This window comes from Kiloniella laminariae, from assembly GCF_027214005.1.
GTDB classification, from domain to species: Bacteria; Pseudomonadota; Alphaproteobacteria; order Kiloniellales; family Kiloniellaceae; genus Kiloniella; species Kiloniella laminariae_A.
The window spans coordinates 182,902-196,793 of the sequence record NZ_JAPWGY010000006.1; the positions used below are offsets into that span (position 1 = coordinate 182,902).

Here is a 13,892-nt window from a genome sequence, read left to right on the forward strand (position 1 = left end):
TGTATCTTAGGAAATAACAAACAGTTCACGCGGGACAGAAGACAGGCATTCCGGCCCCTTGTCACCAATCACAATACTTTCAGTGATCTCCAGTCCCCAGTCTTCAAGCCACAGACCTGTCATGAAGTGAAAGGTCATTCCCGGCTCCAAAACCGTGCGATCCCCCTTGCGCAGACTCATGGTGTGTTCACCCCAGTCCGGGGGATAGGACAAACCGATGGAATAACCGGTGCGACTGTCCTTGATGATGCCATGCTTTTTCAGAACCGCGAAGAAGCTATTGGCAATATCCTCACAAAAATTTCCCACCCGGGCCTGTTCAAGTCCGGCTTCCATCCCCTCCAGCACCGCCTTTTCTGCATCGAGGAATTTCTGCTCCGGCTTGCCGAGAAACACTGTGCGCGACAGCGGACAGTGATAGCGTTTGTAACAGCCCGCGATTTCAAAAAAAGTCCCCTCCCCAGACCGCATGGGACGATCATCCCAGGTCAGATGGGACGCCGAGGCATCCGCGCCAGAAGGCAGCAACGGTACAATGGCGGGATAATCCCCGCCCGCGCCTTCGACACCGCGCAAGCCTGCATCATAGATGGCAGCGACCAGTTCATTTTTGCGCAGGCCGGGTTTGACAGTTTCGCGGATACGCTGGTGCATCACCTCAACAATCTTGCCCGCCTTGCGCATATAGTCCAGCTCTTGCGGGGACTTTACCACCCGCTGCCAGTTCACCAGATTGGTCGTGTCCTTGAAAGTAACGTTTGGTAAATGACGCACCAGAGACGCATAGGCCGCAGCAGAGAAATAATAGTTGTCCATCTCCACCCCGATAGAGGCTTTTCCAAATCCCTTGGCATCAAGGATTGACGCCAACAGATCCATCGGGTGGCGTTCGGTGGACTGAACATAGTGATCCGCATAGCCGATGATATTGTCATGGGACAGATAACAGGTGCGCTTGGCCCCGTTAGCGTCCATCGAACGCCCAAACCAGATCGGCTGCCCCTCTCCGGTGACAATCACACACTGGTGCACATAAAAGGACCAGCCGTCATAACCCGTCAGCCAGGCCATGTTTGAAGGATCTGTCACAACCAGACAGTCCACCCCTGCGGATTGCATTGCCCGTCGTGTCTTCGCCAGACGCACATCATATTCTGAAAGATCGAAACACAACTCTATTCCTGCGGGATTCAACGCCATGAGATTTCCTTTGCCCAGCGCCACTTTATGTCAACGAGTTCATTATCACCTTGCCGACTGGCTTTATGACTGTTCTGCGATACCAGTTTGAAGACATTCTGCCCTAACTTTGACCGGAGATCCTTCTCTTGTCTGCCAGCAAATCAGAATAGCTATCGGAAAATACCGCGGTCACACCTGATTTTTATCGCCAGATGCTGCACTCCAGAAGGCATCCAGCATACCATTAGTAATTAGGCATCAGGATATCATCGCTCTACTTCAAGGATTCCCTGAAGGCACAGAGATCCCTGATCGCGACAACATCTCCCATCAAGAATCAGTAAAAAAATGAGGAGATAGCCAAATCCTACCCCCTCATCCCAGGAAACTGTTTCCTGTAGACCCTACAAGGAATTACAGAATTATTCCGGCAAATCACGCGGACTGAATAGATGGAGTGCATCAGGCTGTTTCTCATAGGCGATACCCTCAGGTTCGCTCATCAGAAAAATCAACATCCCCCATGGGGCCTTGGCATAAACCCAGCTTCTCCCTGCTATCGGCCCTTGATCAACCAGCTTTATATCGCCCAACACCTCAACATTTTTTGATTTGAGTTCATCAACAAAACTCTTGAGGTCATCGACGTAGAATCCCAGTGATGTCGCCCCGTAATCTTCCCGTTTCGGCCAGTTTGCCACCTGGTCAGGCGATGCAAACTCAAACAGCTCTACATTGGTTGCATTTCCACACTTCAGAGCTGAAATTTTCAATGTCGCCTTGTCATGCGTTCCGACATTCTGGCTCATCCAGCTTCCCTCAGGATCGGCAAATGGTCCCAGTTGAAATGCTTCCTGGCATCCCAGCTTTTCGGTAAAAAACTCCTTGGCTTCTTGAAGGTCTGGCACGGTAATCCCGACATGTTCCATCCCCCTTACACCCCCTGCATGAGCTGAGAATACGGGCTGGAACATCACCACAACCATAAGAAGAAATAATCTTATAACCCCAGACATGATAAATATTATTCCCCTGTTTATTATGTTAAATACTTCCCCAAAGTAAAACGGATCACCTTCAGGATATTCTGTTGTACATAAAAACCCATCGTACTAAATTAATACTTAATTTTGGAAAACTTTGTCATTCTTGAATGGTTATTCAGTGGGGTTTCAATGCAAAAATCAGGGAGATTCTTCGGCGCTGTCTTTGCATTGTTGGTCATGGGATATCTTTCCAAAGCTGATGCCCGGGAACTTAAATTTATTACTCTGGAAACGGCCCCCTGGGCTTCCTTTGAACCCGGATCGGACAGACCCGTTGGCGCCTTCCCCGAAATAGTACGGGAACTGGAAAGACGCAGTGGACATCAAATACAGATTTCCCTGAGACCTTTTGCCCGGATCAATCAGGACCTCGAATCTGGTGATCAGGATTGCACCATTATTCTCTGGAGTGAAAGCAGGGCTTCTATTGTAGAAAAAGGTGCAGAAGTCTACCAGATGCCTTTTGGGGTCATTGCACGCAAGGGAGTATCTCTTTCAAGCTATGAAGATCTCAAACCCTTGACCATTTCCTTGCTTCGCGGCCTCAAGATTACACCCGAATTTGATAACGATACGAGCCTGCAGAAAGAATATGACAAGGATTACCAGATCGGGCTGCTAAAAATTGCACATCAGCGCCTGGATGCCATCGCTGGTGCTATCCCGACTATTTTCTATATGGCAAAACAGGAAAACTACCCAGATCTGCTTGATAATTACCTTGTTATGAAAAGGATTCCTATCGCCTTGCAGTGCTCCAGGAAGTCACCCAACCTTGATGTCATGCAAGAACTTAATACAGTGATACAAACGATGGGCGAAGATGGAACGCTGACTCGCCTGCTGAACGATAATTCATATTTTTAACCAAAGAAAAAAATAACAAGCGGTTATATTCAGGGAATTTAAGGGAGCTGAATTGTCGAAGAAGAAAGACATCGTTCGAATGTCTGGTGACGACTTTGTTTCGACCAGGAACGGAAGCGTAGCTTACGAATCTCAAACAAAGGCCCCACAAGAGACTGTTAATACAAGCCCTCACCGCCCGGACGATTTCGCGCTGCCTTCGAAAGGCGATTCCCCCTTGCCCTTCAGTCGTGGAATTGGTCGACGCCTGCTTCTGGCAATTCTGCTGTTTAGCTCTCTCATTACCCTAATCCTGACGGCTGCCCAGCTTTATCTCGATTACCGCCGGGACGTGAATTCCATATCTGATCGTTTGCTGGAGATAGAGCGCAGCTATCTTAACAGTATCGCGGGTAGCCTGTGGAACGTTGATACAGAACAGCTGAAAATTCAGCTAAGCGGCATTGTTCGCCTTCCTGACATACAGGCTGTTGAAGTGCACGAAACAGTCTCTGAAGTCAAAAAACCACTTCTGGTTACAGTCGGTGAACGCCTTGAACACAACACAATTTCCTGGTCTCTGCCCATTGTCTACAATGATCGCGACACAGCCCGAACAATAGGCACCCTCTATATCGAGGCGACACTTGAAGGCGTCTACAACCGTTTATGGGAAAAGACACTTGTGATTCTGGGAACCCAGGCAATAAAGACTTTTCTTGTCTCGTTTTTTATCCTCTACGTTGTACACTACCTGATCACACGACACCTGGTTTCTCTAGCAAACTTTGCCAGTAGCTACAGTCTCATTGGTCAATCTCCGGTCTTCCGGCTCAAGCGTCGAGCTTACCGTACCCCCGATGAATTGGACCGGGTTGTATCAGCCTTTAACGCCATGTGTCAGAACCTTGGCATTGCCTATAAAAACCTCAACACAGCCAACATTGATCTGGAAGCGAGAGTCGAAGAACGTACGCGCAATCTCCAACAGGAAATCTCAGAGCGTATCGCGGCTGAACAAGCCCTCAAGTTCAGCGAAAAACGTTTCAGGGACATTGCCGAAACAGTCACAGATCTTTTCTGGGAAACAGACGAGAACTTGTCGATCACCTTTATTTCCGGTCACTTTCACCTGATTGGCATTGATGCGGCAGAAAACCTCATCGGACAGCCTCTGGCCAACCTGATCACCACCGAAAGCCGGAACAATAAAGAAGGGGACTGGAAACAAGATATCGAGCAGTATCGGCAAAAACATAGTCCTTTCCGAAACCTCGAATATCATTGCAACAGAAACAACGGCAACATTATCGCCGTATCCATCAGCGGCATCCCCATCTTTGATCAGGACAAGACTTTCACCGGCTATCGCGGATCTGTTCGCGATATCTCTGATCGTCGCAAGGCAGAAATCCTCATCCAGGAAGCCAAGGAAACGCTCGAACGCCGTGTGCAGGAAAGAACTCAAGAACTTTCAACCGCCAAAGAAGAGGCCGAACTGGCCAATCGAAGCAAAACAGATTTCCTGAACAACATGAGCCACGAGCTAAGGACGCCTCTAAACGCCGTCATCGGCTTTGCCCAGATGATGCAACACGAGATCATGGGCCCTCTCGACAACCCTCACTATAAATCCTATGCCAGCGACATCAATTCTTCGGGGCTGTACCTTCTGGGGATCATCAGCGACATCCTAGATGTTTCAAAGATTGAATCCGGTCACATGGCGCTTGAGATTGAAACCGTACACCTTGGTACTGTGGTCGAAAAATGCATCTCGATGATGCAAGATCGTGCCGACAAGGCAGAGGTGACCCTGAACGTTACCCCGGATGTCAGCCTGTATCACATCAAGGCTGATGAACGGCGTTTCATGCAGATCATCATCAACCTTGTCTCCAATGCCATCAAGTTTACCAATAAAACCGGGGAAATCACCATTTCAGCAACCCGGGAAGGAACAGGTGATCTTCTCCTTGCCATAGCAGACAACGGAATAGGTATCCCGAAAAATCAGCAAGAAGGTATCTTCAAGCCCTTCACCAGAGTAGAAAGCAGCATGATCTGTGAACATGAAGGCGTGGGACTTGGCCTTTCCATTGTAAAAGCTCTTGTCGAACAACATAACGGGCACATCACATTGCAAAGTCAGGAAGGAGAAGGAACAACCATCTTTATTCTCCTACCTGCTTCAGCCGTCGTGGAACAATAACATTCCTTGTTCTATTCCGCCTTCTTATCGAGGAGACAAAACCGGCCACCCCACCTTCTTCGCATGATCTTCCAGTCCTCGTCCTCCACTGACAACAAAGGGATAACCTACCGCTTCGAGCATAGGCAGGTCTGAAATGTCATCCCCGTAAGCATAACAGGCAGTGGCTGGAACTTGTGTCTTCTCCAGAAATCCGGCCACAGCCTCGGCTTTTCCTGCCCCGATTGTCTGGGGAGGCAGTATTTCACCAGTATAACACCCCTCAACAACTTCCATTGTTGTTGCCAGGATATGCTCAACCCCGAACCGCCGGGCACTGGGGGCCAGAGCAGCGGGAAAAGAGCCAGAAACAAACACTGGAATTTCACCTTTGCCCTGGTGTTCCTCCAGTTTTTTTATGATCGCTGTATGGAACAGGTCATCAACGGTTCGTTCGAGATGCAAAAACCATTGTTCTGCACAGTCCGCAACTTGTGAGACTGAACGGCCCGCAAAATAAGAATAGTAGCGACGGTTCAGAATTTCCCAGGGCGCATTCTCGGCCCGCAGGTGCCCCATTTCAGCGGCGAATGCTTCCTGTTCTTCCGGATTTGGCACAACAGAGTACCAGTAGTCCTGAAAACTGAACATGCTTTTGATGTTTATTAATGTGTCATCCACATCAAAAAAAGCATAGCTTACAACGCCTGTATCGGACATATCACTCATGGTTCGTATCTTTCTGTATTTGCAAGCCAGGCCTGTTATGCCGCGGTAAGGAACTCAACTCTCTGCTGTCGTTCCTTGGCAATTTCCGAGATAAAGCCGGAAAGGGACTGTGAAGCAAGCTTGCCTTCCATACTGCTGATCCGGCTGTTCTCAAAGACAGTAAAATCCGTGTGGAATGTCGCCGCGACCTGATTGCATTGTTCAACAGTAATATCAGCCGAAAAACTCATGCGGTTTGCCTTGGCGATATCTTTTGTACAGATCCGGTAGGTAATACGCGCTTCAATTGGAAAGGCGAAACGATTGTAATTCGCCGACATCTGGTTGATCACAAAATAATAGCCGGTTTCGTTTTGTGGCAGGTAAAAGGTCTCTGTCACGGCAAGAAAGGTCTGTCTGGCTGCTTCAAACAAAATCATTCCCTGTACATGTTGCCCGGTTTGATGATCGCTCATCAATTCACAGTTCTCATCGATAAGCAAAGACAGCTCATAACAGTCATCCCCGCACTGGACAGGTTCCGAGATCAGAGTGTTTTGTGGCAAATGCTTGTGGGAATATTTTTGTGACGCACGCCGGCCAGAGCGATACCAGAGTGAAAAATCAAACATTGCCCTGCATTCAGACAAGGACGCCTGTTTTTCTACGGCCTCTATGTCCTTGTCCCCCAATCCTTGCCCCGGGACGATTACTATTTGTCCCTGAACAGCAAGTAGTCGGCTGGGAAGACACAGCATCCCTTTTAGTTGAGACAGAGTAATAACGTCCTTGCCGACAGCAAAATCCGCAAACTTGTCACCGACAACAACCACAATACGTTCACACACAACAAATCTCCATAATGGCATAGACAAATCCCTCCAAAATCAGGAGAGACACATCAGGATCTGAAAGAAGACACAGTATTTTTTACTGGAATTACGAGATGCTCAGAAACCGTTACTTTGAGCTGGCGGCTTTCTATCCTCACACAAACTAAATAGTCAACAATTAATATAAAATTTTATGCAATTTTTAATAAATTATAAATAAACATCAATGTAAAATAGCTTAATTACAAGAAAAACAATTCATAGTTGCTAGATTTAATAAATTTTTATACTTAATAAATTAAAATTTTACTTACCTTACTTTATTTATAACGTGTTTTTCTTTAAATCACCTACAACCCGACTCCGGATAAGGCCACAACACAGCATTCCCTCTATTTCTTCTGTGACGTTTATTCAGTAACGTTCCACCGACAATACGAGAAAGCCGTTGACTCCCGACAAAGCACCGCTATATTCCACCCTCACTGGCTGCCCGGATTCCGAGCGGCCATATGTGCATGAATAAAGATTCATGTTTGCAATGCCTAATTAACAGCTAAGTGACCGATAAACATGTTCGCAGTAATCAAAACCGGCGGTAAACAGTACAAAGTCCGTAAGGATGACGTTCTGGTCGTCGAAAAGATCAATGCCGAAGCAGGCGCTTCGATTGATTTCGATTCCGTTCTCATGATCGGTGACGATGAGAAGGCAACCATTGGCGCGCCACTTCTGGACGGTGCCGTGGTCAAGGCTGATGTGGTTGAACAGACACGTGGTGACAAAGTCATCATCTTCAAAAAGAAGCGTCGTAAGAACCATCGCCGTAAAAACGGTCATCGCCAGGATCTCACAGTCATCAAGATCACAGACATTCTCGGCGATGGCGCCAAGAAGCCTGCTAAGAAAAAAGCAGCTTCTGCCAAGAAAGATTCAGAGGAGTAAGACCTCATGGCACATAAGAAGGCAGGCGGTTCATCCCGCAACGGTCGCGACTCAGCAGGTCGCCGCCTAGGTGTAAAGAAATTTGGTGGTGAGCACGTCGTATCCGGAAACATTCTGGTTCGTCAGCGCGGTACCAAGTTCCACCCCGGTGATAACGTTGGCATTGGTAAAGATCACACAATCTTCGCCACTGTAGAAGGCCAGGTTGTCTTCCGTCAGAAAGCTGGCGGACGCACATACATTTCAGTACAGCCGGCGGCCTAACGGCCCCGCCTACCAGACCTTAGCGTCTGGACTGTAAAGGTTTAGGGGGGAATGGAAAACCATTCTCCCCTTTTCTCATTCCGGTTCTTTCCATCAGATTTCACCTGATCAGATACCGGAACATTCGTTGTATTACCGCCGCGATCCCCAACAATCATCGGCGAGAGAAACAATACGGTGACACCGCTCAGAGCATTTTCCGGGTGGTGATACCAACATATTTTTCCGGGAACATCTTCTCCGGACAGACCAGAAGACAGGCAAAGCGATGAAGTTCCTTGATGAAGCCAAGATTTTTGTAAAAAGCGGCGATGGCGGCGGTGGGTGCACCAGTTTCCGCAGAGAAAAATACATCGAATTTGGCGGACCAAACGGCGGCGACGGCGGCCGGGGCGGGGATGTCATCGTTCGGGGTGCACACGGCCTCAACACGCTCATCGATTTCCGCTATGCCCAGCATTTCAAAGCCAAACGTGGCGACCATGGCCGAGGCAGCGATATGACCGGAGCGGCTTCAAAGCCCTTGATTATAAAAGTCCCCGTCGGGACTGTTGTCCTCGCCGAAGACAAGGAAACAGTTCTTGCCGACATCACCGAAGAAGGACAGGAAGTCGTCCTCTGTAAAGGTGGCGACGGTGGTTATGGTAACGCCCGCTACAAAACCCCGACCAACCGCGCGCCTCGTCGATCAGATCCCGGCTGGCCCGGAGAGGAAATGTGGGTATGGCTCCGGCTCAAGCTTATCGCCGATGCCGGACTTGTGGGTCTTCCTAATGCCGGGAAATCAACATTCCTGTCAGCGGTTTCGCGAGCAAAACCCAAGATTGCCGACTATCCTTTCACGACACTACATCCCAACCTCGGGGTGGTTTACAGCCGGGGAGAAGAGTTCGTCATTGCCGATGTCCCAGGTCTGATTGAAGGCGCCAGCGAAGGCCATGGCCTTGGCACCCGTTTCCTGGGTCACGTAGAACGTTGCGGCGTTCTCCTCCACCTGGTTGATGGCACTTCCGATGAGTACCTTGAGGATTACAAAACCATTCGTGCCGAGTTGGCCGCCTATGGCGAAGGACTTGACGAGAAGCCTGTTGTACTCGCCCTGAACAAGGTAGATGCACTGGTAGAGGAAGAAGCCGAAGAACGCCGTCAGGCACTTGCGAAGCTTTCCGGCCAGGAAACCTTTCTGCTTTCCGGCGTCAGCAAGCAAGGTGTTGAACCGGTACTGGCACGTATGCTCGACTATATTCTTGAGGATCGTGCAGCAAATGCCAACCTCTCCGAAGATGGCGATATCATCGAGGAAGAGCCCTCACCACAGGGATACTCTCCAATCTAAGGCACTTCTTATCAGCGTCCCGATAATATAGTTATACGGCAAAAAAGATGGTTACAGAGACAAAGGATATCGGCCTGTCTGCTGCCGAGCACCTGAGAAGCGCAAAACGTATTGTGGTTAAAATCGGCTCGGCCCTGCTCGTCGATGACGAAACAGGGCGCTTGCGGGCTGAGTGGCTCAATGCCCTGACGGATGATGTCGCGGCCCTGATTGATCACGGGGCTGAAGTGGTACTGGTGTCTTCGGGCGCGATCGCTGTAGGCCGCAATCATCTGGGGCTCGCCCGGGGCAAACTGCGACTGGAAGAAAAGCAGGCTTCAGCGGCTACAGGGCAGATTATTCTTGCCCATGCCTATCAGGAAGCTCTGGCACGCCACAAAATCACCGTATCGCAGATTTTGCTTACCCTTGGAGATACCGAGGAACGGCGCAGACATCTGAATGCCCGAAACACCCTGACCACGTTACTTAAACTTGGCGCCGTGCCGGTCATCAACGAAAACGACACAGTTGCCACCAGCGAAATCAGGTTTGGCGACAATGACAGGCTCGCCGCAAGAGTTGGGGCAATGATTGACGCCGACCTCTTGGTATTGTTGTCCGACATCGATGGTCTCTATACGGCAGACCCCAAACGGGACCCTTCTGCCCGGTTTCTGCCCGTCATCAAGGAAATCACGCCAGAAATAGATTCCATGGCCGGAGAAGCCCTGCCCGGGTACAGTTCCGGCGGCATGATCACCAAGATCGCAGCGGCTAAAATTGCTGTTGGCGCGGGTTGCAATATGATCATTGCCAATGGACACCAGCTCAATCCCCTGAGCAATGTCATGGAAGGGAAAAGAGCTTCGGTATTTGAAGCCTCTATTGAACCAAAGACAGCACGAAAACGTTATATTGCGGGCAGCCTTCAGCCTTTGGGAACAGTCATCGTTGACAATGGGGCTCTCAAGGCACTCCAGAGTGGAAAGTCCCTATTGCCAGCGGGTGTCACAGCCATAGAAGGCAAGTTTCAACGTGGAGATGCCGTTGTGATCAAATCTCTGGATGGCCGAGAGATCGCCCGTGGTCTGGCCGCCTATTCCAACGGCGATGCCCACAAGATCATTGGTCTGAAAAGTTCAGAGATTGAACAACGTCTCGGATATCTCGGGCGCGAGGAACTGATCCACCGGGATGATCTGGTTTTGATCTAACAAAACTGGACGCCGCAACAGGAATAAGCCAGATTTACGGGCCAGATATACTAAACAGGTATACTAAACGGCAAAACAACAGAGCCCGGCATAAGGGCCAGGATGATACAGGAAGTCGGTACAATGAGTGAATTGAAGACCCGCATGGACCAACTGGGACAAGCAGCAAAAGAAGCTGCCGGGACACTGGCACTTGCCTCGCCTGAGATCAAAAACCAGGCCTTGTATGCTTCAGCCTCGGCCCTTCGCGACCAGACAGAAACAATTCTTCTGGCCAATGCCAAAGACATGGCAGCGGCACAGGAAAAAGGCCTCAGCTCTGCTTTGCTTGACAGGCTGGCTCTCACCCCGGAGCGGGTTGAAGCGATGGCTGCTGGTCTGGAAGCTATTGCTGCTTTTCCTGACCCTGTGGGGGCATCACTCGCCAGCTGGGAACAACCAAACGGACTTAAATTTGAACGGGTTTCTGTTCCGCTTGGGGTGATCGGCATTATCTATGAAAGCCGTCCCAATGTTACCGCAGATGCGGGGGCGCTTTGCCTCAAGGCAGGTAATGCAGCGATTTTACGAGGTGGCTCGGAAAGCTACCATTCATCCGGTGCAATTCTTAAATGCCTGCAAGCCGGCCTGGAAACGGCTGGCCTGCCTGTTGCCGCTATCCAGTGTGTTCCGACGACTGACCGGGCTGCTGTAGGGCATCTCTTGACTATGAATGGTATTGTCGACCTGATTATTCCCCGGGGTGGGCGGGGGCTGATCGAAAGGATACAGAACGAGAGCCGCGTGCCGGTCCTCGCGCACCTTGATGGCTTGTGCCACACCTACCTGCACGCTTCGGCTTCTCCATCCATGGCCCTTGAAATTGTTCTCAATGCCAAGATGCGGCGGACCGGGGTTTGCGGGGCAACAGAAACGCTTCTGGTCGATCAGGATTTTTCTGATAATGATCTGAAACCCATTCTCGAAGCTCTTATGGCCAAGGGCTGTGAAATCAGGGGAGATGAAAACATCTGCGCACTGGATCACAGGGTAGTCCCAGCCACAGCTGCGGACTGGGATACAGAATACCTCGACGCCATCCTCTCGGTTCGCAAGGTACCGGATCTGGCCGCTGCCATCGCCCATATTGCCCGACACGGCTCCAGCCACACGGAAGCAATCATTGCTGAGGATCTGGATGCTGTGACCACTTTCCAGAAACAGGTTGATGCTGGCATTGTCATTCATAACGCATCGACGCAATACGCGGATGGTGGAGAATTCGGCATGGGGGCTGAAATCGGCATTTCGACAGGAAAACTGCACGCCCGCGGTCCTGTAGGAGCCAGCCAGCTGACCAGTTACAAGTATCTGGTTCGTGGATCGGGTCAGGTCAGACCTTAAGCCCATGTCATAATGCTACGTTTTCCTCCCAGCCTCCAGTTTGACAAGTTGACCTGTCGGCGAAGCCTTGCCCGAGCTCTGGGGGGACGGCTCCCGCACAAGGGGAGCACTGTTGGTTTGCTGGGTGGATCGTTCAATCCCGCACATTCTGCGCATGATCTAATCACACGACAAGCTCTCACCCGCCTGGACCTGGATGAAGTCTGGTGGATGGTTTCTCCGCAAAACCCCTTGAAATCTCCAGCGGAGATGGCTCCCCTGGCTGCAAGGGTCGACAGCGCTCTCGTACTGCAACAACATCCTCGTATCAGGATCACCACCATTGAAAGCCAGCTTGGCTCTGTCTATACCGCAGACACCTTGCGAAAATTGGCCAAAATTTTCCCTGGTGTTCGTTTTGTCTGGCTGATGGGCGCAGATAATCTGTTGCAGATTTCCCACTGGCGCGACTGGAAAGATATTTTCCAGCTGGTGAGTATCGCCGTCTTTGCCCGGCCTGGTTACTCTCTGCCTGCAGCTTCGGCAAAAGCAGCACAATACTTTGCCCATACACAGCTCCCGGAACGCAAATTCCGTCAGTTAAGCAAAGTACCAACTCCCGTCTGGACATTGATACACGGGCGTCAATCCCGCCTTTCTTCAACCCAGATTAGGCAAAAGGCAAAGGTTTCCGGAAAAACTTGTTGATCCCTTTGTTGCAGCCACACGTATTAACATATAGATAGAGCTACACACATTTGATGTGTTAGACTCTATAAGCAAGACCAGCCGCTCTGTATGGCGAAAAGTACAGGGCACATGACAACAGCCTGCAGTGAGAAGTCGTGACCTTGCCAGCAGGTTCCCTTTACGGAGGACCGACCATACCACGAGAAACTACTGCCTCTAAGGCCATTACGCAGGATTCCACGGGCAATAACCGGGACCTGCTCGATCTGGTTCGAAACTCGCTAGAGAACGACAAAGCAGAAGATATCGTCGTCATCGAACTCGCCGGAAAATCCAGTATTGCAGACTATATGGTTATAGCCACCGGTAACTCCAACCGACAGGTTTCCGCTATGTCTGACCATCTGTTGCGCGGTCTCAAGAGCACCGGCATGAAAAGCATTATTGCCGAAGGCAAGGATCGCGGTGACTGGGTACTGGTTGATGCCGGAGACGTCGTTGTTCATCTCTTCCGTCCAGAAGTACGCGCGTTTTATAACCTGGAAAAAATGTGGGGTCTGGAACTGCCTGAATCAGTACAGCCTTACGCGACACAAGACGCCTGATCCGGTGATATAACGGCGGATACCGGATGCGTATAACACTGATTGCTGTCGGAAAGGCAAAAGCCAGTCCGGCTAAGGATCTGTTCGAGCTTTATTGCAAACGTCTGAAAGGCAATCGCCTGAACTGGAGTCTTGAGCTCCGTGAAGTTGAAGAAAAGAAAAATCTGCCCCCAGCGCAGATGACACAGCGTGAAGGCGAACTGCTCCTCGCCGCGCTTCCCCGCAATGCGCGGGTTATTATCCTCGACGAAAAGGGGAAAGACTTTTCCAGTCAACAGTTCTCCCATCTGCTTCGGGATTATGCCGATAGTGGTGAACAGGATATCGCCTTTCTAATCGGCGGTGCCGACGGTCATTCCGATGAGGTAAAAGTAGTCGCACACCAGGCCCTTTGTCTGGGGCGCTTTACCTGGCCGCATATGCTGGTCAGAGGCCTGTTCGCTGAACAGATCTACCGGGCATCCTGTATTCTCTCCGGGCACCCCTATCACCGGGAATGATTGCCTCGAATGTCAGGTGATGTTTTACCTGTTTTCAAAACAGACAAGCCAGAAGAAACCTGCCTGCCCCTTATTGATCGTCGCTTCCCTGACAGTCAGATTATGAAACATTAAAGCCTTTTGCTTTTAATCTGAGACATATCCAGCAGCCTTGAAGAAATTCCAGCATTCGGAAGGATCGTAGAGAT

At 50.2% G+C, this 13,892-nt stretch carries 14 protein-coding genes; 10 read left to right on the forward strand and 4 right to left on the reverse strand.

The features are described 5' to 3' along the window. Window positions 1-6: 6 nt before the first annotated feature. Both doeA and O4H49_RS16070 read right to left on the reverse strand, forming a co-directional pair. Complete coding sequence (gene doeA / locus O4H49_RS16065; RefSeq protein ID WP_269424456.1) at window positions 7-1,200, reverse strand: ectoine hydrolase DoeA; 1,194 nt, start codon at window positions 1,198-1,200, stop codon at window positions 7-9. 404 nt (window positions 1,201-1,604) lie between these two features. Beyond that, window positions 1,605-2,198 (reverse strand): VOC family protein, encoded by a 594-nt coding sequence (locus O4H49_RS16070; RefSeq protein WP_269424457.1) that lies wholly within the window; start codon window positions 2,196-2,198, stop codon window positions 1,605-1,607. A gap of 159 nt (window positions 2,199-2,357) precedes the next feature. Between O4H49_RS16070 and O4H49_RS16075 the strand changes: the two genes are divergently transcribed. Together O4H49_RS16075 and O4H49_RS16080 are read left to right on the forward strand one after the other, a co-directional pair. Next, window positions 2,358-3,095, forward strand: a complete 738-nt coding sequence (locus O4H49_RS16075) for a substrate-binding periplasmic protein (protein ID WP_269424458.1) — start codon at window positions 2,358-2,360, stop codon at window positions 3,093-3,095. Between the two features lie 52 nt (window positions 3,096-3,147). Further along, window positions 3,148-5,286 (forward strand): ATP-binding protein, encoded by a 2,139-nt coding sequence (locus O4H49_RS16080; protein ID WP_269424459.1) that lies wholly within the window; start codon window positions 3,148-3,150, stop codon window positions 5,284-5,286. A gap of 24 nt (window positions 5,287-5,310) precedes the next feature. Here O4H49_RS16080 and O4H49_RS16085 read toward each other — a convergent pair whose 3' ends face one another. Continuing rightward, a complete protein-coding gene (locus O4H49_RS16085; protein WP_269424460.1) occupies window positions 5,311-5,994 on the reverse strand; it encodes an HAD family hydrolase in 684 nt (227 codons plus the stop codon). 35 nt (window positions 5,995-6,029) lie between these two features. Then, the gene (locus O4H49_RS16090; RefSeq protein WP_269424461.1) at window positions 6,030-6,821 is read right to left on the reverse strand and encodes an AfsA-related hotdog domain-containing protein; all 792 of its coding nucleotides are present in this window, start codon (window positions 6,819-6,821) and stop codon (window positions 6,030-6,032) included. 558 nt (window positions 6,822-7,379) lie between these two features. Here O4H49_RS16090 and rplU point away from each other — a divergent pair. From rplU to rlmH, 8 genes are all read left to right on the forward strand, one after another. Beyond that, entirely contained in the window at window positions 7,380-7,751 is a 372-nt protein-coding gene (rplU, locus tag O4H49_RS16095; protein ID WP_020593050.1) for a 50S ribosomal protein L21, read from the forward strand. 6 nt (window positions 7,752-7,757) lie between these two features. Next, on the forward strand, window positions 7,758-8,015 hold the full coding sequence (rpmA, locus tag O4H49_RS16100) for a 50S ribosomal protein L27 (RefSeq protein ID WP_020593049.1): 258 nt from the start codon (window positions 7,758-7,760) through the stop codon (window positions 8,013-8,015). Between the two features lie 268 nt (window positions 8,016-8,283). After that, a complete protein-coding gene (gene obgE, locus O4H49_RS16105; protein WP_269424462.1) occupies window positions 8,284-9,351 on the forward strand; it encodes a GTPase ObgE in 1,068 nt (355 codons plus the stop codon). 47 nt (window positions 9,352-9,398) lie between these two features. Beyond that, window positions 9,399-10,547 (forward strand): glutamate 5-kinase, encoded by a 1,149-nt coding sequence (proB, locus tag O4H49_RS16110; protein WP_269424463.1) that lies wholly within the window; start codon window positions 9,399-9,401, stop codon window positions 10,545-10,547. A 102-nt stretch (window positions 10,548-10,649) separates the two neighbouring features. Next, window positions 10,650-11,930 (forward strand): glutamate-5-semialdehyde dehydrogenase, encoded by a 1,281-nt coding sequence (locus O4H49_RS16115; protein ID WP_419715234.1) that lies wholly within the window; start codon window positions 10,650-10,652, stop codon window positions 11,928-11,930. 12 nt (window positions 11,931-11,942) lie between these two features. Continuing rightward, window positions 11,943-12,617: a nicotinate-nucleotide adenylyltransferase gene (locus tag O4H49_RS16120; RefSeq protein WP_269424465.1), complete on the forward strand. Its 675-nt coding sequence runs from the start codon at window positions 11,943-11,945 to the stop codon at window positions 12,615-12,617. A 143-nt stretch (window positions 12,618-12,760) separates the two neighbouring features. Continuing rightward, window positions 12,761-13,204 (forward strand): ribosome silencing factor, encoded by a 444-nt coding sequence (rsfS, locus tag O4H49_RS16125; protein WP_331283769.1) that lies wholly within the window; start codon window positions 12,761-12,763, stop codon window positions 13,202-13,204. Between the two features lie 26 nt (window positions 13,205-13,230). Further along, on the forward strand, window positions 13,231-13,704 hold the full coding sequence (rlmH, locus tag O4H49_RS16130) for a 23S rRNA (pseudouridine(1915)-N(3))-methyltransferase RlmH (protein WP_269424466.1): 474 nt from the start codon (window positions 13,231-13,233) through the stop codon (window positions 13,702-13,704). Window positions 13,705-13,892: the final 188 nt, after the last annotated feature.

What these genes read in the sequence shown, in the direction of transcription:
- doeA (WP_269424456.1), bottom strand. Translation starts at nt 1,200, where the DNA reads ATGGCGTTGAATCCCGCAGGAATAGAGTTGTGTTTCGATCTTTCAGAA.
- O4H49_RS16070 (WP_269424457.1), bottom strand. Translation starts at nt 2,198, where the DNA reads ATGTCTGGGGTTATAAGATTATTTCTTCTTATGGTTGTGGTGATGTTC.
- O4H49_RS16075 (WP_269424458.1), top strand. Translation starts at nt 2,358, where the DNA reads ATGCAAAAATCAGGGAGATTCTTCGGCGCTGTCTTTGCATTGTTGGTC.
- O4H49_RS16085 (WP_269424460.1), bottom strand. Translation starts at nt 5,994, where the DNA reads ATGAGTGATATGTCCGATACAGGCGTTGTAAGCTATGCTTTTTTTGAT.
- rplU (WP_020593050.1), top strand. Translation starts at nt 7,380, where the DNA reads ATGTTCGCAGTAATCAAAACCGGCGGTAAACAGTACAAAGTCCGTAAG.
- rpmA (WP_020593049.1), top strand. Translation starts at nt 7,758, where the DNA reads ATGGCACATAAGAAGGCAGGCGGTTCATCCCGCAACGGTCGCGACTCA.
- obgE (WP_269424462.1), top strand. Translation starts at nt 8,284, where the DNA reads ATGAAGTTCCTTGATGAAGCCAAGATTTTTGTAAAAAGCGGCGATGGC.
- proB (WP_269424463.1), top strand. Translation starts at nt 9,399, where the DNA reads ATGGTTACAGAGACAAAGGATATCGGCCTGTCTGCTGCCGAGCACCTG.
- O4H49_RS16115 (WP_419715234.1), top strand. Translation starts at nt 10,650, where the DNA reads ATGATACAGGAAGTCGGTACAATGAGTGAATTGAAGACCCGCATGGAC.
- O4H49_RS16120 (WP_269424465.1), top strand. Translation starts at nt 11,943, where the DNA reads ATGCTACGTTTTCCTCCCAGCCTCCAGTTTGACAAGTTGACCTGTCGG.
- rlmH (WP_269424466.1), top strand. Translation starts at nt 13,231, where the DNA reads ATGCGTATAACACTGATTGCTGTCGGAAAGGCAAAAGCCAGTCCGGCT.